Annotated in this window: 20 protein-coding genes and 1 pseudogene; 16 read left to right on the top strand and 5 right to left on the bottom strand. The window is 50.0% G+C overall.

What is annotated here, in order from left to right; translation table 11 throughout:
- Positions 1–163 precede the first annotated feature (163 nt).
- Entirely contained in the window at positions 164–415 is a 252-nt protein-coding gene (locus ACFO9Q_RS19665; RefSeq protein ID WP_379185278.1) for a hypothetical protein, read from the top strand.
- Here ACFO9Q_RS19665 and ACFO9Q_RS19660 read toward each other — a convergent pair.
- A complete protein-coding gene (locus tag ACFO9Q_RS19660) occupies positions 412–2,589 on the bottom strand; it encodes a heavy metal translocating P-type ATPase (RefSeq protein ID WP_379185277.1) in 2,178 nt (725 codons plus the stop codon). The two genes, ACFO9Q_RS19665 and ACFO9Q_RS19660, sit on opposite strands and share 4 nt — an antisense overlap.
- A gap of 118 nt (positions 2,590–2,707) precedes the next feature.
- On the opposite strand from ACFO9Q_RS19660, the gene ACFO9Q_RS19655 reads away from it, so the two are divergent.
- From ACFO9Q_RS19655 to ACFO9Q_RS19635, 5 genes are all read left to right on the top strand, one after another.
- Entirely contained in the window at positions 2,708–3,073 is a 366-nt protein-coding gene (locus ACFO9Q_RS19655; protein WP_379185276.1) for an ArsR/SmtB family transcription factor, read from the top strand.
- Between the two features lie 36 nt (positions 3,074–3,109).
- A complete protein-coding gene (locus ACFO9Q_RS19650) occupies positions 3,110–4,009 on the top strand; it encodes a LysR family transcriptional regulator (protein WP_379185275.1) in 900 nt (299 codons plus the stop codon).
- A 113-nt stretch (positions 4,010–4,122) separates the two neighbouring features.
- Positions 4,123–6,411, top strand: a complete 2,289-nt coding sequence (gene metE / locus ACFO9Q_RS19645) for a 5-methyltetrahydropteroyltriglutamate--homocysteine S-methyltransferase (RefSeq protein WP_379185274.1) — start codon at positions 4,123–4,125, stop codon at positions 6,409–6,411.
- A gap of 87 nt (positions 6,412–6,498) precedes the next feature.
- A complete protein-coding gene (locus ACFO9Q_RS19640) occupies positions 6,499–9,216 on the top strand; it encodes an Ig-like domain-containing protein (RefSeq protein ID WP_379185273.1) in 2,718 nt (905 codons plus the stop codon).
- A 98-nt stretch (positions 9,217–9,314) separates the two neighbouring features.
- On the top strand, positions 9,315–9,920 hold the full coding sequence (locus ACFO9Q_RS19635; RefSeq protein WP_379185272.1) for a hypothetical protein: 606 nt from the start codon (positions 9,315–9,317) through the stop codon (positions 9,918–9,920).
- Here the strand turns inward: ACFO9Q_RS19635 and ACFO9Q_RS19630 are convergent.
- Positions 9,917–10,798 carry an alpha/beta fold hydrolase gene (locus ACFO9Q_RS19630; RefSeq protein ID WP_379185271.1) on the bottom strand — a complete coding sequence of 294 codons (882 nt, stop codon included), beginning with the start codon at positions 10,796–10,798 and terminating at the stop codon, positions 9,917–9,919. The two genes, ACFO9Q_RS19635 and ACFO9Q_RS19630, sit on opposite strands and share 4 nt — an antisense overlap.
- Positions 10,799–11,096: 298 nt before the next feature.
- Positions 11,097–11,555: a cupin domain-containing protein gene (locus ACFO9Q_RS19625; protein ID WP_379185270.1), complete on the bottom strand. Its 459-nt coding sequence runs from the start codon at positions 11,553–11,555 to the stop codon at positions 11,097–11,099.
- A 174-nt stretch (positions 11,556–11,729) separates the two neighbouring features.
- Between ACFO9Q_RS19625 and ACFO9Q_RS19620 the strand changes: the two genes are divergently transcribed.
- From ACFO9Q_RS19620 to ppsA, 8 genes are all read left to right on the top strand, one after another.
- Positions 11,730–12,434 (top strand): Crp/Fnr family transcriptional regulator, encoded by a 705-nt coding sequence (locus ACFO9Q_RS19620; protein WP_379185269.1) that lies wholly within the window; start codon positions 11,730–11,732, stop codon positions 12,432–12,434.
- Positions 12,435–12,452: 18 nt separating this feature from the next.
- Complete coding sequence (locus ACFO9Q_RS19615) at positions 12,453–13,142, top strand: Crp/Fnr family transcriptional regulator (RefSeq protein WP_379185268.1); 690 nt, start codon at positions 12,453–12,455, stop codon at positions 13,140–13,142.
- A 105-nt stretch (positions 13,143–13,247) separates the two neighbouring features.
- Positions 13,248–13,877, top strand: a complete 630-nt coding sequence (locus ACFO9Q_RS19610; protein WP_379185267.1) for a TetR family transcriptional regulator — start codon at positions 13,248–13,250, stop codon at positions 13,875–13,877.
- Complete coding sequence (locus ACFO9Q_RS19605) at positions 13,874–15,838, top strand: ATP-binding cassette domain-containing protein (RefSeq protein WP_379185266.1); 1,965 nt, start codon at positions 13,874–13,876, stop codon at positions 15,836–15,838. The genes ACFO9Q_RS19610 and ACFO9Q_RS19605 overlap by 4 nt, the downstream gene beginning before the upstream one ends.
- Before the next feature lie 130 nt (positions 15,839–15,968).
- Positions 15,969–16,337, top strand: a complete 369-nt coding sequence (locus ACFO9Q_RS19600) for a hypothetical protein (protein WP_379185265.1) — start codon at positions 15,969–15,971, stop codon at positions 16,335–16,337.
- 101 nt (positions 16,338–16,438) lie between these two features.
- On the top strand, positions 16,439–18,694 hold the full coding sequence (locus tag ACFO9Q_RS19595; RefSeq protein ID WP_379185264.1) for an ATP-binding cassette domain-containing protein: 2,256 nt from the start codon (positions 16,439–16,441) through the stop codon (positions 18,692–18,694).
- 16 nt (positions 18,695–18,710) lie between these two features.
- The gene (locus tag ACFO9Q_RS19590) at positions 18,711–19,304 is read left to right on the top strand and encodes a YdeI/OmpD-associated family protein (RefSeq protein WP_379185263.1); all 594 of its coding nucleotides are present in this window, start codon (positions 18,711–18,713) and stop codon (positions 19,302–19,304) included.
- 208 nt (positions 19,305–19,512) lie between these two features.
- Entirely contained in the window at positions 19,513–22,107 is a 2,595-nt protein-coding gene (ppsA, locus tag ACFO9Q_RS19585; protein WP_379185262.1) for a phosphoenolpyruvate synthase, read from the top strand.
- 31 nt (positions 22,108–22,138) lie between these two features.
- Here ppsA and ACFO9Q_RS19580 read toward each other — a convergent pair whose 3' ends face one another.
- Complete coding sequence (locus tag ACFO9Q_RS19580) at positions 22,139–23,647, bottom strand: methyl-accepting chemotaxis protein (protein ID WP_379185261.1); 1,509 nt, start codon at positions 23,645–23,647, stop codon at positions 22,139–22,141.
- 128 nt (positions 23,648–23,775) lie between these two features.
- On the opposite strand from ACFO9Q_RS19580, the gene ACFO9Q_RS19575 reads away from it, so the two are divergent.
- Positions 23,776–25,059, top strand: a complete 1,284-nt coding sequence (locus tag ACFO9Q_RS19575; protein ID WP_379185260.1) for a M14 family metallopeptidase — start codon at positions 23,776–23,778, stop codon at positions 25,057–25,059.
- 174 nt (positions 25,060–25,233) lie between these two features.
- Here ACFO9Q_RS19575 and ACFO9Q_RS19570 read toward each other — a convergent pair whose 3' ends face one another.
- Entirely contained in the window at positions 25,234–25,488 is a 255-nt protein-coding gene (locus tag ACFO9Q_RS19570; protein ID WP_379185259.1) for a ferritin-like domain-containing protein, read from the bottom strand.
- A 129-nt stretch (positions 25,489–25,617) separates the two neighbouring features.
- Between ACFO9Q_RS19570 and ACFO9Q_RS19565 the strand changes: the two are divergent.
- A pseudogene (locus ACFO9Q_RS19565) lies at positions 25,618–25,884 on the top strand (hypothetical protein); the annotation flags it as partial.

Here is a 25,884-nt window from a genome sequence, read left to right as displayed (position 1 = left end):
TAGGCTAACTAACATAGGAGTTAATGCGTTAAGTATGTAAGATTGTACAGCGGAGAGGAGGACATAGGTTTGATCAGAAGAATTGAATTGAGCAACGGTATTTAATCTAGTAACGTTCCCATGTCATCATCTTCAATAAGATTGTAAGGAGGGAGGGATCCATATGCTTGCAATTTTCATATGGCTAATCACTACAGTTATTGGATGTATCATTCTATACGGTATTATTCAGGCTGCCATTAATCATTCTGTCATTCATTCTTCATCCGTTGAGATTAGTACATCCAATAGCAAGCTTCAGAGGCAGCAGGAGATGCTAGTTCGTGAAGTAGAGCAATTGAAGGACTTGCACATCGAACAGAACAGGCTGTTAAGGGAATTAGTCCAATTACACCAGCAAAAAGACCTAAGCTAAAGATGCTTAGGTCTCTTCAAGCGGCTCCCGTCCATTAGAATGGTTAAGCTGATTAAGGTAACGAAGACCGTCGCTCCCATATCCGAGAGGATGGCGATCCATAGAGTCAGCCATCCTGGTATCGTGAGCAATAGTGCAATGACCTTGAGTCCGAGGGAGACTCCGATATTGAAGCGAATGATCCGATTGACGAGCCTTGCGGTTGAGATGGCCTCAGGCAGCTTCCCGAGGTGGTCCTGCATGAGTACAATGTCTGCGGTCTCCATCGCACTGTCCGTGCCCTTGCCCATCGCTATGCCGAGCTCGGCTGCAGCGAGTGCCGGAGTATCATTCATTCCATCGCCAATCATTGCGACGCGTCCCCGCTTCGACAGCTGTTGAATGACCGCTACCTTATCCTCAGGCAGCAGACCGCTGTAATGCCGGGTTACTCCTACGGCGGCAGCGACTCTCTCCGCCGTCTTGGCATGATCACCGGTAACCATGACAGTCTCCTTGATTCCTAGTCGATGCAGAGCCGCAATCACATCCCGGCTCTCCTCCCTAATCTCGTCAGCGATGCCGAACATGCCAAGAATATGAATGTCGTCCGCCACCAGCACAATCGTCAGTCCCTGCTCCTTGTACGCGTCGATCTTAGCTTGCTGCTCCTGCGGAATACTTAGGTGCTGCAAGCTATGCTCATTGCCAAGCCAGTACGGCTTCCCCTCAACGATGCCATGCATCCCGCTTCCAGCCACTGATCGTATATCCACTGCCTTAGGATAACTGGCGCCAAGTTGATTCACATGCTTCACAATCGCTCCGGCGAGTGGATGAGAGGATGTTGACTCTAGCGCTCCAGCAACCTTCAGGAATCTCTCGTCGTCCCACACCTCGGTTCGAACCACATGCGGCTCGCCCTTGGTCAGCGTCCCGGTCTTGTCGAACGCCAAGATATCAATAGCTCCCAATTGCTCCAGGAATACGCCGCCCTTCACGAGAATCCCGTTCCTGGCACTTCGCGTAATGCCGGATACGATCGCGATAGGAGAGGACAGGATAAGCGCACATGGACATCCAACGATAAGCACCGACAAGCCCTGATACACCCAGGTCATCCACTCCTGCCCAAGCAGCAGGGGAGGTATCAGCGTGACCAGCGCGGCCACAATCATAATGATCGGAGTATACACCTTCGCAAAAGAATGAATAAACAGCTCCGTCCTCGTCTTCGTCTCCTGCGCCTCCTCAACCAGATGCAAGATTCGAGCTAACGAGGAATCCTTATATGCCTTCGTAATGTGTACGAGCAGCACGCCTTCATTATTCAAGCTCCCACCAAGCACAGTCTCACCGGCAGCCTTCTCTGCTGGAAGGGACTCTCCGGTAATAGCGGCCTCATTAACCGAGCTTCTGCCCTCTACGACGTACCCGTCTGAAGGAATCTGCTCGCCCGGCTTGACCTTGACCAAGTCTCCTGAGGATAGGGAAGCGATTGGAACAACTTCTTCACGACCATTAATCACTCTAAGCGCTTCTCTGGGAGCAACCTTGAGCAGCGATTCCATCGACCGACGCGCTCTCTCCATGCCATAGCCTTCGAGCAGCTCATTCACTCCGAACAACAGGGCAACGAGGGTCGCTTCCTTCCATTCGCCTATGGCAACTGCGCCGATGAGCGCGATCGTCATCAGCGTATCCATGTTGAAGCTGAGCTTAACGAGGTTGCGAAGTCCGCGGATGAATGTCGTATAGCCGCTAATGGCCGTCGCTGACAAGTAGAGCAGGATGGTAGCGGGCTCGCTTAACGTCCCTTCCCCGATGAGTGCAGCTGCATAGAGCACAACCGATAGGAGGAGCAGCTGAATCGTCCGCCGATTGCCAGCATGCTGATGTCCGTGCTCATGCTCGTGCCCATGTGCGTGGGAATGTTCGTGCGGATGACCATGTTCATGTCCATGAGAATGTCCATGTCCGTCCGTCTTAGCCTCAGGTGCAGGAGGGATGAGGGACGCTCCGTCCGAATGCAGAATCTGCTCTACCTTGGCCAGATTGACGCGAGGGTCCAGGGTCAGCTTCGCAGATGCGTAGCTGAGCTTCGTATCCTGCCCGTATTCGAGACGCTTAAGCTGATCCTCTATCTTCAGCGCACAATGGCCGCAGCTAAGACCTTGAATCCGATACTCCTTCATGGCTCATCTTCCTTCCGAGACATATATGAATACTTGCTCATATGTTATGCTACACTCGTTACATCTGTCAATCCTTCTGCTATACTTATGTCACGAAAAAATAAGGAGTGAAACGGCTATGAATAAAGCCGCGGAGGAACAGTGCGAAGATAGCTGTCATGGCACCGAAATGCCTGTGCATGAGCTTCATCAGGTTCGGCTTGATGACCAGCGCGCTGCCGATCTTGCAGACATGTTCAAGGCGATCAGCGATCCTACCCGAGTAAGAATTGTATATGCCTTGCTTCACCAAGAATTATGTGTTCATGATATATGCGAAGTGCTCGGTATGGCACAATCGGCCATCTCTCATCAGCTCAGATACTTGCGCAATGTTCGAGTGGTGAAGCGACGCAAGGAAGGGAAGACCGTCTACTATTCCCTGGACGATGAGCATGTTAAGGTCGTATTCCTGCAGACCTTGAAGCATCTGGAGCATGCTTGACCGATGAAGTAGACACAGAAGGAGGAAGAGTTCACCTTGACGCTTCAGCAATTGAAATACATCATAGAGGTCGCCAGCCGCGGTTCCATTAACGAAGCGGCGAAGCGGCTGTTCATCTCTCAGCCCACTCTGTCCAGCGCCATTAAGGATCTGGAGGAGGAGCTACAGATTACTCTATTCGACCGGTCCAACAAGGGTATCTCCCTCTCTAAGGATGGAGTCGAATTTCTTAGCTACGCAAGGCAAGTCGTGGAGCAAGCCGAGCTGCTCGAGAGCAGGTACTTGAACGCTAAGCCTTCGCCGCAGCATTTCTCCGTATCCACCCAGCACTATGCATTCGCGGTGAATGCATTCGTCAGTCTCGTTCAGCAATACGGGCAGGATGAGTATGAGCTGAGTCTGAGAGAGACGAAGACGTATGAGATTATTAACGATGTGAAGTCGATGTGCAGCGAGATCGGCATTATCTATGTGAATGAGTTCAACGGCAAGGTCATTCACAACCTTCTGAAGACGGCTAACTTAACGTTTAATCGGTTGTTCACGGCTAGGCCGCATATTTTCATCTCGATGAATAATCCCCTGGCTCAGCAATCAGTCGTGACCATTGATCAACTGCAGCATTATCCTTACCTCAGCTTCGACCAAGGGGAGTACAATTCATTCCACTTCTCCGAAGAGATTCTGAGCACTCTGACTCATCGCAAGAGCATTCGGGTCACTGACCGAGCGACATTATTCAATCTTCTCATCGGACTGAACGGCTATACCATATCTACAGGCATTCTCAGTTCAGACTTGAACGGCAACGAGATTATTCCTGTTCCACTGGATTGTGAGGAGTTGATTCATGTCGGGTGGATCTCACACAAGAGCATACCGTTATCGAAGCTTGGGGCTGCCTATATTGAAGCTCTGAAGGAAGCTATAGCTTAGGCTGCAACTTGCTATAGCTATTGGCTATAACCAGGTATAGTAACATTCAGTTACGCTATACCTCCCTATCCGTGATATCTTACTCGTAACAACTGATAGAGGAGTGTTGCGTGATGGGGAAGAGCAGTACACTGGGGTATCCGCGAATTGGGGAGCATCGGGAGTGGAAAAAAACGCTGGAAGCGTTCTGGTCCGGTAAGCTGGAGGAATCAGACCTGCATCAACAGCTGAAGGATATACGCCTGAGTCACCTGCGCAAGCAGCAGGAGAAGGGAATTGACCTCATCGCTGTAGGCGACTTCAGTTATTATGATCATATCCTGGATACAGCCGCCATGTTCGGGATCATTCCGAAGCGGTTCGGGTATGGGAGAGGACCTGTCCCCTTGTCCGTCTACTACGCCGCAGCGCGCGGGACGAGTGAAGCGGCTGCTAGCGAGATGACGAAGTGGTTCAACACGAATTATCATTATATCGTTCCTGAATGGGACGGGGCTGAGCCTCAGCTGACGGAGAACAAGCCTCTGCAAGCGTATCGCGAGGCGAAGCAGGAGCTCGGGATCGACGGCAAGCCAGTCCTTGTCGGACCGTTAACCTTCCTGAAGCTGTCCAAGGGGTATGCGGAAGGAGAGACGGATGGCTGGCTTGCGAGATTGCTGCCGCTATACATACAAGTGCTGCAAGAGCTGCAGCAGGAGGGTGTGCAATGGGTTCAGATGGATGAGCCGATTCTCGTTACGAAGCTAAGCGCGGCGGACTTAGAGCGCCTAAGATTCGTCTATACATCCATTGCTGCTTCCGTGCCCGACCTCCGGATTATGCTTCAGACCTACTTCGAATCGGTCGAGCATTACCCTGATGTGATCCAGCTTCCTGTGCAAGGCATTGGGCTCGACTTCGTGCATGGCTGCACCGGCAACCTGCGCTCCTTGGAAGAATTCGGATTCCCAGCAGACAAGGTGCTTGGCGCAGGACTAATTGATGGCCGCGGCATATGGAGAGCATCGCTGCGGGACAAGCTTAGTCTGGTAGAGCAGTTAACAGAGCAGGTATCTCCTGACCGTCTGTTCCTACAGACCTCATGCAGCCTGCTTCATGTTCCGGTTACAGTCGCAGGTGAGACGAAGCTTGGGACGGAGCTTCGCGGCGCACTGGCCTTCGCTGATGAGAAGCTGAGCGAGCTCGTTCTGCTCGCCACGGCAGGCCATGCTGAGGAGGGGACAGTTGCAGAGGAGCTGGAGGTGTGCGAGCGCGCATTGGATGCTCTGAATCGATCTGACGATCGCAATCGCATCAGCGTTCAGCAAGCTGCAGCTAAGCTAGCTGTGACGGAGCCTGCGAGGAGCATACCTCATGCCGAGAGACAGCTCCTCCAGCAAGACAAGTGGCAGCTGCCGCTGCTGCCAACTACGACGATCGGCAGCTTCCCGCAATCTGCGGAGGTGCGCAAGGCCCGCCAGCTGTGGAGGAAGGGCGAGTGGAGCGAGGAGCAATATACCTCCTATATCGAGGAGCAGATTGATCTATGGATTAAGCTGCAAGAGGAGATTGGACTGGATGTACTCGTACATGGCGAGTTCGAGCGAACCGATATGGTCGAGTTCTTCGGGGAGAAGCTGGCCGGATTCGCATTCACGCAAGGCGGCTGGGTGCAGTCATACGGCTCCCGCTGTGTGAAGCCGCCCATCATCTTCGGGGATGTGGCCTTCGAGGAAGCGATGACCGTGAAGGAGACCGTCTATGCCCAGTCCAGGACGAAGCGGCCGGTGAAGGGTATGCTCACAGGTCCGATTACAATTATGAACTGGTCATTCGTACGTGTGGATATCTCGCGGGAACAGATTGCCTATCAGCTGGCGTATGCGCTGAGACAAGAGGTCGAGGCACTGGAGCGGGCAGGTATCGGAATTATCCAAGTCGATGAGCCAGCGGTCCGTGAGGGGCTGCCGCTTAAGGAGAATGAGCAAGCGGAGTACCTGCAATGGGCCGTTAAGGCATTCCGTATGACGACTTGCACCGTTCAGAGTACGACGCAAGTTCACACTCATATGTGTTATTGCGAGTTCCACGACATGATTCATTCCATTGAAGCAATGGACGCGGACGTCATCTCCATCGAGACTTCTCGCAGTCATGGTGATCTGATCCAGAGCTTCGAGGAGAACACGTATAAGCTTGGAATCGGCCTTGGCGTCTATGATATTCATAGCCCTCGAGTACCGCGCGTCGAGGAGATGAGCAGCATGATTGGACGAGCGCTTCGCGTACTCGATCCGAAGCTGTTCTGGATTAATCCTGATTGCGGATTGAAGACGCGAGGGCGGGAGGAGACGATAGCTTCACTCCGTCACATGGTGGAGGCTGCACGGCTGGCACGCGTCACTTATGAATGTTCGGTATGAGTGAAACATTCTGTATCTCTGCTGCGTTAGATGGTTGAAGAGGACCAACTATTCGGAGGAGGGATTACCATTCGAGCACGGTGTATCATGCTGTTATGCGCAGTCTTGCTGTTCACAGGCATTCCGTCAGTATGGGTATCAGCTGCAGACCTAACGACAGAGCAGAAGTACAGCTTCCTCGTGCAGAGAGGCATATTCACAGGCTATGCAGATGGTTCATCACGACTGCATGAGAGTATGACAAGAGAGCAGTTCGCCGCGGTACTGTTCCGATTATTCAAGCTTCAGGAATGGCGAGGAAGCGCTTCCTTCAACGATGTGAAGGCGGCTCGCTGGTCCTATGGCGAGATTGGCGCTATAGCTCGAGCAGATCTCATGGAGGGAGTAGGTAACGGCCGATTCTCCCCAACTGCCGAAGTAAGCGTCGAGCAGCTTGCCGTCGTACTCGTCAGAGCATACAAGGCTTCCGGCTCGACTAGCTCGCAAGTCTACGGCAAGGTCTCCAGCTGGGCGAAGAAGGATGTCGGCATTGCCCTTGGCAAGGGATGGATTCCCGAGCAGATGGACTATAAGGTGGACGCCCTGCGCTCTCTGCTCGTCGTTGCTGCTTATGAAGTCTACAGGGACATGAATCCTGACTATGAACCACTTGATATTGTCTCTGTGAAGGCGATCTCCAGCACAGCCATTCAGATCGACCTCCGTAAGGCGGTCCAATCTGTATCCATGGATCAATTCAAGCTGCAGGATGCTGGTGCGAAGAGTGTTCGGCTGCTATCGGCTAAGCTGAGCAATCAGAACAAGACAATTACGATAACAACCGACAAGCAGACCTCGAATGCCGTGTACTTCTTATCTATTAATGGGAATGTCACATGGACCTACGTCTCCTACTCCAAGGATGAGAGCAAGCCTGTCATCTCGTCCTACCGCATTCTTGCCGATGCTCGAGTTGAGCTCGTATTCAGTGAAGCGATTCTTCAGAATACCGCAGAGAATAGAGCGAACTATCGCTTCGATCGCAATCTTGGCGTCAAGAGTGCAACCTTATCCTCTGATAAGAAGACGGTCTGGATCGTAACGGATAAGCAGACGTCCGGTCAGGTGTACACGTTAACTGTCCGCAACATTCAGGACCTGGCAGGCAATACGATGGATGCTCGCAGCAATCTATACTTCGGCGCTGTCGTTGACAAGACAGCACCTGCCGTCACTGGCATGACGGTGACAGCGAACAAGGTTGTCCTTGTATTCAGTGAGAAGCTCGACTTCGGCTCTGCTGAATGGGAAGGCCATTACGTCATCGATGGAGGGATTGGCAATCCTTCCAGAGCGATCTACAACGACAATGACAAGACAGTTACGCTAACAATCGGGAACCTTGCTGGGGGAAGGTTATACACATTAACGATTAATGGGGTTAAGGATGCAGCGGGCAATTCTATTGCTGCGAACACTAGCCGTTCCCTTACCGGGTCGGGCACCAACACATCCACTCCTTACCAGCTCCAAGGCATCGGCGTTGTGAATCAGAACACGGTAGATGTCGTCTTCAGCCGCGTCCTGACAGACATGGATATCTCGCGAATACGATTGAACCTGATATCCGACAACCAAGCATCAGTGAACACATCTGGAATAGGTCAATACGTATCCGCGAAGCCAGGTGACGACAAGGCGGTACGCATACAGCTGCGAAGCTCCAGTGAAGGGAACCCTGTCTTCTTCCGCGAAGGGCATGTGTACTTGGCCAGCATTACAGGCCTTCCTGGGCTGAACACAGCGAATCAAGCCAATGAGAAGCGGTTCGCCGGTCTGAACGAGCCGAATAGGCAGCCTTATGTGACGAAGGCCTCAGCTGATAACCGCACATCCGTGACTGTTCAGTTCAGCGAGCCCGTCAAGAATGTGCACTCCGCGGCATTCAAGCTGACTGATTCAGATGGGAATGCCGTATCCATCGCATCGGATCAGCTAGGTGATCGCAGCAAGGTCGTAACACAGGTGACCCTTAACCTTAATGCGCCGCTCACAGGCAGCAAGTCCTATAGACTCTCCTTCAATCGAGGCATTACGGATGCAGCAGGCTGGAACGAGTGGACCATAACGGAGGGGAATGAACCATACCGTGTCTCCTTCCAAGGGACAGACCAGTTGAATGCGGCACCTAAGTTGAAGTCCGTGTCTGCCATAGACCGCTATACGTTCATGGTCTCATTCACTGAACCAGTCAGAGGTGCAGATCAAGAAGTGTACTCCCTCAACAACGAGACCGATCGAACAGGTGTCCGACTGACGAAGGGCTCCTATGCGAATTATGAACGATCCGATGATCGAATGTCCGTCATCATTCGCTTGCAGGCTGACACTTCAGGTCCGCTTCGTTCCGGCAAGACCTACAAGCTGACCTATGGAGGCGATGGAGCCCAGATTACGGATGATCAAGGAGCAAGGCTCCAGACGGACGGAGGGGCTGGTGAACTCCGCTTCCAAGGGACAGATGCAGACAATGAGAGACCTCGCATCCTGACAGCGGAGGCGTGGTCATCGCTCCTCATCTTAACCTTAAGTGAGCCTGTTCAAGGAATGAGCGGTCAGACGAATCTCTTCACCCTCACGGCTGGAGGATCTGCACTCAGTGCGACATCAGCCTCTTACCGAGGCAAGACGATCCTCCTTCATCTCAATAGCAAGCCTGCCGGCACAGTGCTTGCTGTGAAGTTCTCCTCCCAGGGAGAGCTCGATATCCGGGACAAGAACGGACAGAGACCGCTTGTGCAGACGATACAGACGGCGGTTAGATAAGTGCACCGGGACATGAGAGACCTTCCATTAGAGGATAATGGGAGGTCTCTTTTTGGCTCATGCACAATGACTTGCCATACCTGAAGTTGGAGATACTAATGTCTGAGAAGAGCATGAAGATTGAGAGGGACGTGAGGGACGTGAGTGAGGTGAGAGAAGTGGAAGCGATCTATCCTGCACTGCTTAAGCAAGCTTATGCCACTCCGAGCCTTCGGCAGAACATATTGAATACAAGTATGGTCTCCATCTATTGTGATTATTCAGGCCACCTGGCTCATGATGAATGCGGTGTCGCTTGCACCCTCACCTGTGATGGTTCGGTCTATGTGCAAGGGAGGAGAGAAGGGTACCCGTATCCTGGGGATTCTGTGTACGGTGAATTGTTAGCTGTCATATTCAGCCTAGAGAATCTTCTGATTACGTTAGAGACTCATCGTCCGAAGTTCGCGATCATCTATACCGATTACAGCCGCATTGCCAAGTTCCTTCAACAAGTACACCTCTCTAAGCACCATTACGAGCTCATACGAGAGCGCATTCTAGCCATCCTAGCTGAGGTGAAGGTGAAGTACCCTGACGTGGCTGTGCACATGAAGTACATAGGAAGCAATAGAAGCAGCAATAGAAGGAACCATGCTCTTCATCACATGGCCCACTTAACTGCCAGGAAGCTTATTGGTCTATATCAAAAAGAAATGCCTTAGCAAGGGTGCCAAGGCATCGCAGGGTAGACACGTCCGAAAAAGCTCTTGATCAGGAACGAGACCTGTATGCTCTGCTCCTCTAATACGAAATGCCCCCCGCATAACCAGTAAATCTCTACACCATTCAGCTGTCTTGCTAGATCTATCGCTCCTTGAATTGTGAAAATAAAATCATTCTTGCCCCATGTTAGGAGCATTGGGGGTTGATACAGCCTTAAGTATTGCTGCCAGTTCGGATACTGATCTACATTGTTACGGTAATCATAACCTAATGCTAATTGAATGCTGCTGTTGCCCGGTCGATCTAAAAATAGTTGATCTAACGTATATCCGTCCGGACTAATACTAGTAGGGTTGCATGCACCATAGAGATACTGCTTCCTGGTGAATTCAGGGGTGACCAGTTCAGCGAATGCAGTCTCTGTCGCTCGATTGCGGTCAGCCCACAGAGCCTTGAAGAGGTCGAATGGCTGTCCGAGACCAGCCTCGCTTGCCACGGCATTCTGAATGACAAATCCTAGAATACGAGTTGGATTGCGAACCGCTATTCGGAAGCCGATTGGACCTCCATAATCGTGAACATACAGGATGAATCTCGACACCCCAAGTCCGTTGATAAGCTTCTCAATCATGAGAGAGAGATTGTCGAAGGTATACTCATAGTCAGTAACCAGCGGCATACTGCTATATCCGTATCCTGGATAATCGGGTGCAATGACATAATACCGATCGCATAATCGTGGGATTAAGTCTCTGAACATGTGAGAGGAGCTGGGGAAGCCATGAAGAAGGATAATTGCCGGATTGCTAGGGCATCCTGCTTCCCGATAAAAGATACTTAAGCCATCCACGTTCATTTTATTATAGGTGACGGTCATGAAGGTCATCTCCCTTACTGCAGGCGCATGGCAAACACATTATAGGTATGCGTTCTGGCAACGAGATAGAACAATGGTTGTAAGAGAGTAGAGAATACCTATGATAATAGGGCAAGCTGAAGCAGAACAAGGTCGTATACAAGCGTGGTAATTACCAGCTGGCCTTCATCTTCAATCATCCAACAGACCTTGATCATAATAACTTAAGCAAGGCTGCTGTTAAGTAATCGTTTAATCGTCCCAAAAAAGCGTATGGCCCATAGAAGGGTCATACGCTTTTTTTTACGGACGAAACGATCTAGCCCAAACTGATCCCAATCGAAGCGTTGTCCTCCGGTGTGCCCAGCCAATATCCATACTCAATCGCTACCTTGACGAAGTGATTCAGAGCTTCTGGAGATGGCAAGCCCGGCTGAAGCTTGCTGACAGGCGTACCTATCTCAAGGAAGAAATCTCCCATTCTTGGAGTCGATACGACTAACAATGTGACGGTCTCGTTCGTGGCATTCCGCCAAGCGTGCTTAACATTCTCAGGAACATCAAGTGTCTCTCCCGCAGGTACCTTCACCCATCGATCTCCGTGATAAGCTTCAAGTTCTCCGCTCAGTACAACAAAAGTCTCTCTGTCATCATGACTGTGAACAGGAACGACGACACCCGCAGGAACTTCAGCCTTCATAACACTATATTCCTTGTTATCCTCCGAATCGGTCAAGAGCAATACACGCGGTCCCATTACATCTAAATATTCAGACATTATTATCTCCTCCAGTATAAGTGTAGCTTGTCCTATCTCCTCGCACTTCTATCTTACAATGGAGCATCATTGGCATCTGTAATGAAACTAACAGATCGGCTGCTAAATAAAATAAACGGAACAGTACATTCTAGAACCATAAATCAACGTAATATGGAGCGGGATGAGCTGACCTTGAGAGACACTAACATAAGATGCTTGAACGATATTCGTCTATTCGAACGACTGTCCGCAGATGAACTCGGGAGTCTTGAACAATTAGCAAGCCTGACACATTCCTTGACCTTGCCAAGCAGCTCCACTATTCAATCGCCAGAACAGAACAGGCAAGAGTTGCATTTCATCAAGCAAGGGAAGGTCCGATTATATAAAATCAATTCTGGTGGCAATCCCTACACTATCGGATTCCTAGGACCCGGAGACGTATTCGGGGACTTGTACTCCATACAGACAAGAGATGTGTACATGGAGACGATGGAGGAGACCATGATCTGTTCGGTACCCAAGGAATCATTCGAGAACTTCCTGTCTACCCAGCCTAAGTTAGCGATAAAATTCCTCAAGCTGTTGAGCAGCAAGATTCAAGAAAGAGATGAATTATTAGAACAGCTCATCCTGAACAGCTTAAGAGAGCAAGTGCTTCATCTGTTGCTAACCTTGTCCAAGCCACTTGGAGAGGAAGATGCGAACGGCACGCATGTACATATCCCCATCTCTCATCAAGAGTTGTCTAACATGATTGGTGCAGCACGTGAATGTGTCACACTGACCTTGAGAGAACTAGCCAGAGACGGAATACTTACCACAGGCCGCAAATCAATTGCCATTCAATTAGACAAGGCACTCGCGAGCTTGTCAGCATCCACAGAAAATGAATAGAAGCGGAAGGATTGGAAATTGAAGAACACACGAATGCTGTTATCCAACTTGTCCTTATTCAACTCACTATCACCAAAGGTATTGCAGGAGCTTGACCAACTAACCGGTGAATCAGACTTCAGCCCCTACTCTGCAGGAACGGTTATCCAAGCCCCAGGGAATGAGAGTGCCAAGCTTTCTTTTGTTATAGAAGGGAAGATCCGTGTCTACAAGACGAATGCTGCCGGTAAGCAATATACCGTAGGTATACTTAGCGGGGGAAGTATGTTCGGTGAGAGTATATCCTTCGCACTAGGTACTCATGGAACGTACTTAGAAGTAATCGAGGACGCAATTACTTGCTCTGTGCAGACTCAAGCCTTCGAAGACTTATTACTTAGGTATCCAGAATTATCGGTAACCATTCTGAACGAGCTTAGCAGCCGACTGAAGGAGCGGGATGAACTGCTTGAGCAGATTATACGGAAGGATCTTAGGGGGAAAATCGTGTTCTTACTCTCTAAGTTGTCCAGGAAGTTCGGTGCTGAGGCAGATGGATATCAGAGGATTAATCTTCCCTTAACGCATCAAGAGCTCGCTAATATGATTGGTGCCACAAGAGAAGCCGTATCTCTCATTCTGAGGGAGCTTGCCAGTGAGGGACTTGTTGTGACGGGGCGCAAGTCCATCCTGGTTCATATAGAGAAGTTAAGTCAAGACCGAATGTGACAGGTTGTCATATTCGGTCTTGACTTATGACACGGTGTCATATATCATAAGGACATCGATGAAATGACACTGTGTCACATTAAGAAAATAGGAGGAATGAGCTCTATGCCCAAGCCAACCTTTTACAATCTGTCCGAAGACAAGCGTGCCGTATTGCTTAGAGCCGCGAAGAAGGAATTCTCTGCTTCCTCACTTCAAGAAGCATCCATTGCGAATATTGTGAAGACTGCCGGCATTCCGAGGGGCAGCTTTTACCAATACTTTGAAGGCAAGGAAGATGTGTATTTCTACTTGCTCGAAGTGAATCTCCAGGAGAACGAGGATCTGTTCCGCAAGGCAATTGAGCAGAATGAGGGCGACTTGTTCGAGACGTTCATTACGATGTTCCACACGAACTTAATGAACTTCGAGAGCTTGGAGAATCGGGACTTCTTCCGCAATATGATGCTGAACATGAATCATAAGGTGGAGAAGGCGTTCGCCAGCAGTATGCGGGAGCAGAGGCAGCAAGAGCTCATGCAATTAGCTAGCAAGATCAACATTGGCAGGCTGAGCTTACAGCATCCGCAGGAGCTGTTCCATCTTCTTAATATTATCCATGCTGTGACGTTCCATAATCTCACGCAGCACTTCGTCAATGAGTGGTCCGTAGATGAGGCGCTTAGCAACTACAAGCAAGAGCTGAACTTGATTAAGAGAGGCGTCTATAACAATGAGGGGGAGACATCCATATGACATTCTTACAAGTACAAGGTGTTCGCAAGGCATATACAATTGATAAGCAAGAGAAGGTTCAGATTCTTCACGGGATTGACCTGAGCTTCCGAAGAGGAGAGTTCGTCTCGATTCTAGGGGAATCTGGCTGCGGCAAGTCGACGCTCATGAATATTATCGGGGGAATGGATTCCAGCTACGAAGGCAAGGTTATACTCGAGAACCGGAACTTGAGCGAGATGAAGGAGCAGGAGATCGATCAATATCGGAAGAGCAGGGTCGGTTTTATTTTTCAGAGCTTCAACTTAATCCCTCATCTAAGCATCCTTGAGAATGTCATGATTGCCATGGAGCTGTCTGATCAAGGAATGGAGCAGCGCACAGAGAGAGCGAAGCAGCTCCTCACCGAGGTTGGTCTGAAGGATCATCTGACGAAGCGTCCGAATCAACTGTCTGGCGGTCAGAAGCAGCGTGTATCGATAGCCCGAGCTCTGGCCAACGACCCAGACATTATTCTTGCCGATGAGCCGACAGGTGCACTTGATCGAGAGACGAGCGAGCAAGTGCTTGCCCTGCTAGGGAACATCGCGAAGAGGGGCAAGCTAGTCATTACCGTGACCCATTCCCAGAAGGTCGCCGATTACGGCAGCCGCATCATCAGAGTGGAAGATGGACGTATCGTGGAAGACGTGGAGCTAAGAGAGGTCAGCGGGAAGGGGGAAGAGAAGCGGTCCGATCAGAAGGTGGGCAGCCTTAGCTTCCTATCCTCATTCAAGCTAGCGATGAAGAACATGAAGCTGAACATGAAGCGCAATACGCTTGTCGCCGTAGGCGGTTCGATCGGCATTATGAGTGTCATCCTCATGCTGTCCCTTGGTAACGGGGTAACCAAGTATATTAATGACGAGATTAATGCGAACCTGAATCCTCTGATGGTCGAAGTGACGAAGCCTTCCGAGAGCGGCAACAGCCCAAGCATCGCACCAAGCTCCATGCTGGAGGAGAAAGCATCGTTCACAGCTGCAGAGCTGGAGCAGGTTAAGGGAGTGGAGCATGTCAGCTCCGTAGAGCTGGCGGCTTCGTTCACGATGAAGAGCAGCGCATCCTATGGACAGAATCGCACAGACATTATGCAGCTCATGACTGTATCAGATTCGGTACGAGCGGACAATCTAGAGGCAGGCGAGCTGCCGAAGGAGAATGAAGCTCTCCTGACGCAGGATGCAGCCGAAGCCTTGGCGAAGGATGAACCGTACACTTCCTTAATCGGGAAGAAGATTGCTGTCTACAACAACGAAGTGAACGAAGATAACAAGCCCGTTATCGTAGAGATGCAGCTAACCGTGTCCGGTATCTACAAGACCGAAGGCTTGGCTCCACAAGCGACTACCGCTTATGTACCTTATGACACGTTGGAAGCAAGCTATCAGGCACAGGGACTTACTCTGAATCCAACGCAGATTAATGCGTTCACGGATGATGAAGATCATGTCGCTCAGATTAAGAGCGAATTAGAAGAAGCAGGCTTCTCCGGCTCTCAGCAAGCCGCTATGCTGGAGCAAGTGAACACGTATCTGAGTATGGCAACAGGTGCTCTTGCAGGTATATCTGGCATCTCGCTTCTCGTATCTGGCATTATGATTCTTATTGTCTTATATATCAGTGTAGTTGAGCGTACGAAGGAGATTGGCATATTACGAGCAATTGGTGCCCGGAAGAAGGATATTAAGCGAATCTTCTTCTCGGAATCTGCGTTAATCGGATTGTTCAGCGGCCTAATTGCGACCGTTGGTGCAGTTGTAATCAGCTTCGCTGCGAACGGAGTCATGAATCAAGCGTTCGGAGTAGGACTTATCGGCTTATCCGCTGGCAATATCCTGTTCGGTATTGTCGTGAGCCTGGTCGTCAGTATCCTTGCAGGTCTGATGCCTTCATCCAAGGCAGCTAAGCTGGATCCTATGGAGTCGCTTCGTTACGAATAATAGGTTAATTTTTGCCCCTGCCTCCATGCAGCAAGTGCTGCATGGAGGCTTTTATTATAGGATCTAGGCTAGTACAATGATAATGGATGAACAAGCAGCCAAGCAGTAAAAATCAGGAGGATCACTATCCATGCAACCAGTTCCATCATTTATCCAGATTAATACGATTGCCAAGTACGACCGCCATCAAGCCATTGATGATGCGAAGCGAATTATACAAGACAGCGGCGGCTGGGTGAATGATTATAAGATGTTATCCAATAAGTCGATATGCTTGCAATTCGAGATGTCACAGACAGACGCTGTCAAGCTATATCCAGATCTTAAGCAGACCTCGCTCATTCTATATGAGAACACGGAGGAGACACTCCAGCAGCTGACAGAGCTGGCCCGCCAGTCTCTGCTCCGCTCGGACAAGGATCTGCGAGGAACCTTTCAGATTACATTCGTCCATGATGAGCCGGATCTCATTCTGGATGTCCCTGCGTTTGATCTATAAGGGATCTATCATTGGATAAGGTCATTGACGACTAACTTTGGACAATAATGGTATAATGCAACGTAGAGTTCATCATATCGCAATGAAGGAAGGAGCTAATTATGAACGAGTCCAGTCAAGAGTATATCGTCATAGCTGGTGCGAGAGAGAATAATCTTAAGAATGTATCGCTGCGAGTACCTAAGCGGAAGATTACGATTTTCACCGGGGTGTCCGGATCCGGCAAGTCATCGATTGTGTTCGATACGATTGCTGCAGAATCGATGCGACTGCTGAACGAGAACTTCAGCATGTTCGTGCGCAACTTCCTCCCACGTGTACCTCAGCCAGATACAGATGGCATTGAGAATCTCAGCATGGCTGTCATTGTCGATCAGAAGCGGCTGGGAGGGGGCTCCCATTCCACGATGGGTACGATTACCGACATCTCTCCCATTCTTCGACTTCTCTTCTCAAGGGCAGGTCAGCCCTATGTGGGGCCAGCAAGCATGTTCTCCTTCAACGATGTACAAGGAATGTGTCCGGAGTGTAACGGAATTGGACGCAGATTGGGCCTCGACCTAGACAAGGCGATCGACATGACCAAGTCATTGAATGAAGGGGCCATCCTGCTGCCAGGTTATACGGTGAACAGCTGGGAATGGAATATGACCGTTCAGGCAGGAGCCTTCGATACGGATAAGAAGCTGAGCGATTATTCCGAGGAAGAGCTTGATCAGCTGCTCTATGCCAAGGCCAGGAAGGTCGAGATGGATTTTGCCGGGAAGGCTATGAATATTACCGTGGAAGGCATCCTCGAGAAGTTCACCAACAAGTACATTAAGCAGGATGTGAAGACGAAGTCCGAGCGTACCCAGCAGGCCGTTGCCCCATATATTACGGAAGGTCCATGCTCCAGCTGCCGCGGTGCGAGACTCAGTCAAGCGGCTCTCAGCTGCAGAATCAATGGGTATAACATTGCTGAGCTGTCTGCGATGGAGGTTGGTCAGCTCGTTCGTGTCATTCAGGAGATGGATGACGCCGTTGCTGCGCCGATAGTCAGATCATTAACGGAGCGTCTGCAGCATCTGGTCGACATTGGGCTGGATTACTTGACGCTTAACCGTGAGACCGACACCTTGTCAGGCGGGGAGTCGCAGCGTGTCAAGATGGTCAAGCACTTAAGCGGCAGCCTGGTGGATGTCACATACATATTCGATGAGCCGAGCGTAGGTTTGCACCCCCGTGATGTGCATCGGTTGAATGAACTGCTGCAGAAGCTGCGTGACAAGGGCAATACCGTCATTGTCGTGGAGCATGATCCCGATGTTATTAAGGTGGCGGACCACATCGTCGACGTTGGCCCTCATGCGGGCAGCCGCGGCGGTACGATTGTGTACGAGGGGACCTACCCAGGCCTGCTGGAGTCCGGAACTCTAACCGGCAACTATATGAAGCGTCCGCTCCAGCTGAAGCGTGATTGCAGGCAGTCCTCGGGCAAGCTGTCCATCGTAGGAGCTAATCTTCACAACTTGCGGGATGTGAGTGTAGACATTCCAACGGGAGTGTTGACGGTAGTGACAGGAGTCGCCGGTTCGGGCAAAAGCACCCTAATCAATGACATATTCCTCAGCAAGCATTCGGATGCCATCGTCATTGACCAATCAGCGGTAGGGGTGTCCACACGCTCGAATCCAGCCACCTATACGGGCATTATGGATGATGTACGCAAGGCGTTCGCCTCTGCGAACAAGGTGAGCCCTAGCCTATTCAGCTTCAATTCGAAGGGGGCTTGCGAGAATTGTCAAGGGCTGGGAGTCTTGTATACGGACCTGGCCTTCCTCGATAGCGTGAAGCTGCCTTGCGAGGTATGCGGAGGCAGACGGTTCAAGGAAGAAGTGCTTGCGTACCAGTTGAATGGCAAATCCATAGCTGATGTGTTGGAGATGACGGTGGAGCAGGCTCTGGAATTTTTCACGATCAAGGAGGTCGTTCGCAAGCTTCAGGCTATGCATGATGTAGGGCTGAGCTATATTACACTTGGACAGCCGCTCAGCACGCTCTCCGGCGGGGAGTGTCAGCGCATCAAGCTGGCAAGCGAGCTGCACAAGAAGGGCAGCATCTATGTGATGGACGAGCCAACGACCGGCCTGCATATGTCCGACATTGGTCATCTGCTGGACATTATGAATCGGCTTGTGGATGCCGGTAACACGGTTATCGTCATCGAGCATAACCTTGAAGTCATCTCCCAGGCAGATTGGATTATCGATATGGGGCCGGATGGCGGGAGCAGGGGCGGCCAGGTCGTGTTCGAAGGCATACCTGAGCAGATCATCCATGCCGATCAATCGATTACTGGCAAGTACTTAATATGAGGAGAGGGGTAGTTAGATGACAGCAGGCATTAAGAATGCGAAGATCGACCCATTTTTTGCCAAGGCTAAGAAGTGGAAGGATGAATTCCAGCTGCTGCGAGAGATCGTGCTTGATTGCGACCTCACGGAAGACTTCAAGTGGATGCATCCATGCTACACCTATGAGGATAAGAATGTCGTTCTCATACACGGATTCAAGGATTACTGTGCGCTCTTGTTCCACAAGGGGGCGTTACTTAAGGATCCGCATGGTATACTCGTCCAACAGACAGAGAATGTACAAGCTGCACGGCAGATTCGGTTCACAAGTGCAGAGCAGATCGATGAAATGCAGCTCATGTTGAAGGATTATATCGATGAGGCCATCGAAGTGGAGAAGTCCGGATTGCAAGTGAGCTTCAAGAAGGAGACAGAGTATGCGATTCCTGAGGAATTGCACAATAAGTTCATCGAGATTCCTGACTTGAAGACCGCATTCGAAGCGTTGACGCCGGGGCGGCAGAAGGGGTATCTGCTTCACTTCTCCGGGGCTAAGCAAGCGAAGACGAGAGAGTCACGAATTGAGAAGTACTTGCCGCATATCTTGAATGGCAAGGGATTAGATGACTAATTCTAAATAGAAAAACCCGCCAGCTTGGCGGGTTTATTTTATGAATGAGTGAAGGTTGTCTATAGCAAGAGATGATGATATAATCGATCTACGCATCAGTGTCTAAATTAATGCATAGTAAATTCATCTTATATTATTAAGATACCATGCAGGAAAGCATCTGTCAAATGTTTTTTTTACATGATATTGGTTAGGGGGAGATACAGGAATGCGTTCACTTGTAATCGGGCTTGATGATATAACCAGGTCTCAGCTCATGCTAGTCGGTGGAAAGGCAATTAATCTAGCTGAGTTAATAAAGATTCAAGGGATACATGTACCAGAAGGCTTCTGTGTGACAACGGCCGGCTATCGGCAAGCGGTGGAAAGAAACCAAGCTTATCATGCTCTACTGGACCGGCTGTCTAAGCTGACAATCGATAATCGAGATCAAATTCGTGATATTAGCAGGGATATTCGGCAGCTCATAAGGGAAGCTGAGATTCCAACCGACGTTGTAGATTCTGTAACTCACTATCACTCGCAGCTAGGAGTAGAGCATGCGTATGCCGTGCGTTCCAGTGCGACTGCCGAGGACCTGCCTCACGCTTCGTTCGCCGGTCAGCAAGACACCTATCTGAATATCATTGGACTGGATGCCATTCTGCAGCATATCAGCGAATGCTGGGCTTCCTTATTCACAGATCGCGCGGTCATCTATCGGATGCAGAATGGATATGACCATAGACAAGTCTACCTGTCCGTCATCATTCAGAGGATGGTGTTCTCGGAGGCTGCGGGCGTGATGTTCACTGCCGATCCAATAACTTCTAACCGTAAGCTGCTCGCTATTGATGCCAGCTATGGACTTGGAGAAGCTCTGGTGTCCGGCTTGGTATCTGCAGACAGCTATAAGGTTCAGGAGGGAAGTCTGGCTGATAAGCGGATAGCTGTCAAGAAGCTCGCTGTCTATGGCCGAAGAGAAGGAGGGACTGAGACCAAGTCAATTGAAGCTGATCAGCAGCAGGCTCAGACGCTCACAGACGAGCAGATTCTGCACCTGGCACGCCTTGGAAGACAGATTGAGGCTTATTACGGGAGCCCGCAAGATATCGAATGGTGTCTGGCTGATGATACGTTCTATATGGTGCAGAGCCGTCCCATTACGACGCTATATCCGATCCCGGAAGTGAGTGATCACCACAATCACGTCTATCTATCTGTAGGCCATCAACAGATGATGACAGATCCCATTACTCCTCTGGGACTGTCTCTATACTTGTCCATTACTCCGGCGCCTATGCGTCAGGCCGGTGGGAGGTTATTCGTTGATGTTGCCCCAAGGCTGACTACATCTGCAGGCCGAGAAGCTCTATTAATTACCGTCGGATCTGATCCGCTTACCCAAGACGCACTCCAGACCCTAATAGAGCGAGATTATATACCACTGTTACCAGTTGATCAACCAGCACCGCTTCCGAACAGAAGTCAATCTGTTAGGCACTCTGCATTCGAGAACGATCCGACAATCGTTACTGATATGATTAAGCGTAATCAAGCTTCAATAGAAGAGCTGAAGCACAACATCCAATCGAAGTCGGGATCGGATTTGCTTGATTACATTAGGGAAGATATCCAGCAATTGAAGAAGTTCTTATTCGACCCGCAGAGCTCGTCTGTCTATATGACAGCTATGGATGCTTCGTCATGGATTAATGAGAAGATGTATGAGTGGTTAGGTGAGAAAAACGCCGCAGATACGCTATCTCAATCGGTACCTGGCAATATTACTTCAGAAATGGGCCTAGCCCTAATGGACGTCGCGGATGTGATCCGGCCTTATCCAGAAGTCATTGCCTACTTGCAGCATACAACAGATGATAACTTCCTGGATGAACTGGTCAAGTATGAAGGTGGCAGGCTAGCTCAAGACGCTATTCAAGATTATCTCAGTAAATACGGCATGCGTTGTCCCGGAGAGATTGATATTGCGAACACTCGTTGGAGTGAGAACCCCCTTACACTTGTGCCTATCCTTGTTGGTCATATTAAGAACTTGAAGCCTAATGCCGGCAAGCAAAGGTTCGAGCAAGGACGCCGGGAGGCATGGGAAAAGGAACAAGATCTATTGGAGCGATTAAAGCTACTGCCGGATGGTGAGCAAAAAGCCAAAGAGACAAAACGAATGATCGACCTCGTCCGGAACTTCATCGGCTATCGGGAATACCCCAAGTATGGATGGGTTAGCCGCTACTATGTCTACAAGCAGACCTTGCTCAGAGAATCCGAGAAGCTTGTTCAGGCAGGGATTATTCATGCGGTTGAGGATATCTATTATATCACGTTAGAGGAGCTGCATGCTGTCGTAAGCCGTCATGAATTAGATAGCCAGATCATCAGCCGAAGAGTGGAGGATTACAAGTTCTATAGGAAGCTGACTCCGCCGCGTGTAATGACGTCAGATGGTGAGGTTGTTACAGGACAGTATAATCGTGCGAATCTCCCTGACGGAGCGATTGCGGGCTTGCCTGTCTCTTCCGGGGTAATAGAAGGCAGGGCACGAGTCATTCTAAGCTTGGAGGATGCGGATATTATGGATGGAGATATACTGGTTACTCCCTTCACGGATCCTGGCTGGACACCCTTGTTCGTCTCTATTAAGGGACTAGTCACCGAGGTTGGCGGATTAATGACCCATGGAGCGGTAATTGCTCGAGAATATGGCTTACCCGCCGTTGTAGGAGTAGAGAACGCCACCCATCTCATTCAAGATGGGCAGCGTATCCGGTTGAATGGAACAGAAGGGTATATTGAGATTCTGTAGGAGCGCCCGTGGCTGGGGTGCCTGCTACCAGCTACTTCGCTTCACTCTTCGAGCGAAGTGAGGCGAGGGCATCTGACCGTTCGCTCACCAGCTGCACAGCAGCGCCCATCTGACCGAATGATTCGGTCACTTCGCGCATGCCCTCTGTCATGACAGACAGCTCACGCATGTTCGCCGCATGAGTCTCGCGTAGTGAAGCAACGGCAGAGGCGGAAGCCAGACCGTCTTCAGCGAGCCGGAAAACCGTGTCATTCATCTCCTGCAGCATTCGACTCATCTCATACTGCATTTCGACGAGCTTGCCATAGTCCGCCGCGCTGGACTGGATGGATTGCACGGTACTCTGAATTCTCTCATCCGAGGCCCGCAATGAGGTAATCACGTTCTCCTTCGTGACGGCGACCTCAGTGAGCAGCTCCTGAATGTGCCCAGACGATTGATGCGTCTGCTCGGCAAGCTTGCGCACTTCGCCAGCTACGACAGCGAAGCCTCGGCCCTGTTCGCCCGCGCGTGCAGCTTCGATGGACGCATTCAGCGCCAATAGATTCGTCTGCCCAGCAATTCCTTGAATGCCGCTAAGAATCTCCTGAATCTGCTCAATCTTAGCCGCGAGTTCATTAACTGCTTCTCCAGATTGATTGGATGCTTGCTGCAATTCACTCATCTGCTCAATCACGGTCAGGAGCTCTTCCTTGTTCCGATCGGCCATCCGTACAACTTGGAGCGTATAATGGCCAGCGCTCTTCGTCTTGTCTGACGCATCGCCCATCCCATCCACGATTGCTCCGATATCCTGCTCTACTCCTTGAATCGAGGAGAGGAAGAGCTGTGACTCCTCGGAGATGGCTCCTGCCGAGCCATGAATAGTTGACACGGTATGGTCAGCGGATTGGATGCTCCGGTTCAGATCCCTCACATTGCCATTCAATTGATCAGAAGCGGATTGAATTGTATCCAGCACGCTGCCCATCTGATCCGTCAGCTGCTGACTCTGCTGGAGCATAAGACTTGACCTGCGGGTACTATTAATGAAGATGAAGCCGATGAACAGGAACTGCGCTCCATAGTAGAGAGCCGTTAACACGGAACGGTTCATTGATGTCTCAATGCGCATCGGAGCCGCAAAGTAGTAGTGCGTGAATTGCGATATAACCAGCAGAGGCAGTGTGAAGTAGAAGGTACGGCGAATGAGTCTATAATCCGCGTATAGACTGGCAAGTCCGATAGGGAACAGCCAGATGAACGGTACATTCACCCAAGAATCGGTATGAAGCAGAAAGGCGAATACCATCAAGCTGGCAACCGACAATGGCTTGAACCGTTCCTTATTGGAACCGAACCGATAGTACAGTGCTGGAATTAGGAATAACAGAAAGAGCAGCTGATAGGAAATTCCCATGAAATTAAGCTCAGGAAGTCCGAATACTGCGATCTGAAATACACTATTGCACATCATGACGATTGATGCGACGACAAACATTTTGTACAGGGTGCGGCTTACCGCTTCCCCATTTTCGCGCAAGAATGCTCCGTTACTCATGTTGTAACCTCACTTTGTTGAATGATTGTAATACTTTGTTCCTAGGTTATATCGGCAGGCTCTAATAATCTATGTAGTTATTGTCGAATAAAGGGAGGTACACAATCTTACATCACCGGAGGAACAACATGACATTATCAATACCCTCAATGATTCAACGCCTTCTACGCCGCAAAAAAAACCGACTACTGTTGGTGCTTCTAGCTGTGCTGATCTTGGTAGAACTTGCCGCTCCGACCGCTCTATTACAATTGTCCAGACCGGATAAGGCAGGACAAGGCGACCCCGTGCTGGATGCTTATCCAACCGATTACAATAGCTCCAGAGCAAGATTCCTAACCTATCAAGAGTCGTTGATGCAGCGTTGGAAGAAGGTCACCCTGACATCCGAAGCGGTAGGCGGCGAGCCTGGACTATATACGGATAGCCTTCATGCCGAGCCGAACGGTGCCAAGAAGAATCTGCTGCTTATTACTACTGGGGTACACGGAGTGGAAGGGTTCGTCGGTTCGGCTATGCTGGACCTGCTGGTCAAGCAGCATGCCAGTGAGCTCAATCCTGAGACTACCGGAATTCTGCTCGTGCACAGCGTGAACCCTTGGGGAATGAAGCACAAGCGCCGCTATAACGAGAACAATGTGGATCTCAATCGGAACTTCATTCCAGATTGGAAGAGCTTCAATCTCGATGTTAATCTGGACTACCCGAAGGTGCAATCGTTCCTGGAGAGCAGCAGGCCGCTTGGTTATGCGACTCATCATGAACTTGGATTCTACTCGGCATTCGCAACTAAGGCAATCTCTCCCGGGATTGGAGTGATTGCGGATGCTCTACTGACAGGGCAGTATCGGAGCCCACAGGGTGTCTACTATGGCGGGACTCAGGACGAGCCAGCAACCGCGTATATGAAGGGAATGTTCCGCGACGTGCTGGAGAGCGATTATGAGAGCATCACCCATATCGACGTGCATACGGGCTACGGTCCGCGGTATCAGATGAGTATCTTCACCACGATGAGTGAGACGATGAAGGAGCAGGAGGCAGTGGAAGCGTTCCGATATCCACTCGTATTCACACCGGATTCGGAGGAGTTCTACGCAGCCAGCGGCGATATCAGCGAATATTTCTACCATCTTAAGAAGACGGAATATCCGGGCAAGCAGCTGTACTCCACCTGCTTCGAGTTCGGGACGCTGGGGGACGGTACAGTGGCATCGATTCAGTCTCTTCGCAACACAATTGATGAGAACCGGCTGAATTGGAACGGGGCATCGAATGAGACGACGGAGCAGATCGTGCGCAACCGGTATGCGGAGATGTTCTATCCATCCGAGACGAAGTGGCGGAGGAAGGCCGCTGCGGACTTCGGAGTGGCGCTGCGCGGAGTGCTTGCTTTTCGGGGAGTGTTATAATTAGAGAGCAGCAGCCTACTATTACCGGTTGCTATTTTTATGAATTCACGCATAACTTGGGATATACATTTCTACAGAATAAGAACCTCCGTGATGCCAGGGAGGTTCTTTCGAGTGTCATAGCAAATTATTATTCTTAGCAGCATGCTTCTGTTCATCCACGATAATGCCGTACTAGGTATCCTTATAGATACCACTAGGAAGCCCAAACCAGATCTTTCTATATTTCACAACCGCGGCTAATTCGCCCTCGAACGCTTGCTGTAAGCCATTCATGTACGAGGTTACGATAGGATTATCTTCGTTCAATGTCCCTGTAACTTCATAGCCGGTTAAGTCCTTGTACATCTGCCTATACATACGATTATGACCCCGTTCATCGTCTCTTATCGAGGCGATGATAGCAGCTTGCTGTGCATTCGGTGCCATCTTAATCAACTGATCATAAAACAGTTCGTCATTCCGTCATCCTATTCACTACATTTCAAATGGTGAGAATAAATAAATAGCCAATGAACAAAATATGCCTATACTGACTGTTGTGCTGGAGGAACACTAATGACAGAGCATATCGTAATTTTATTTCGAAGTATTGCTGCTTTTCTGATTCTATTGGTTATTACAAGGCTAATTGGCAAACAGACTTTGTCAAATATGAATATTCATGAATTCGTTACTGCTATCATTTTAGGTGCTATATCCGCGAACTTAGCATTTAATGAGAAAATAAACATCTCTCATTTGCTCATTTCCTTATCCGTGTTTACGGTCACTTCATGGATCATTCAAATTGTATCCTTAAAGAGCCGCAAGAGCGAAAGGTTG

Source organism: Paenibacillus sp. GCM10023252 (assembly GCF_042653305.1).
Lineage (GTDB): Bacteria > Bacillota > Bacilli > Paenibacillales > Paenibacillaceae > Pristimantibacillus.
The sequence above is the reverse complement of the archived record's forward strand: the minus strand, read 5'-3'. Positions and strand labels throughout refer to the sequence as shown.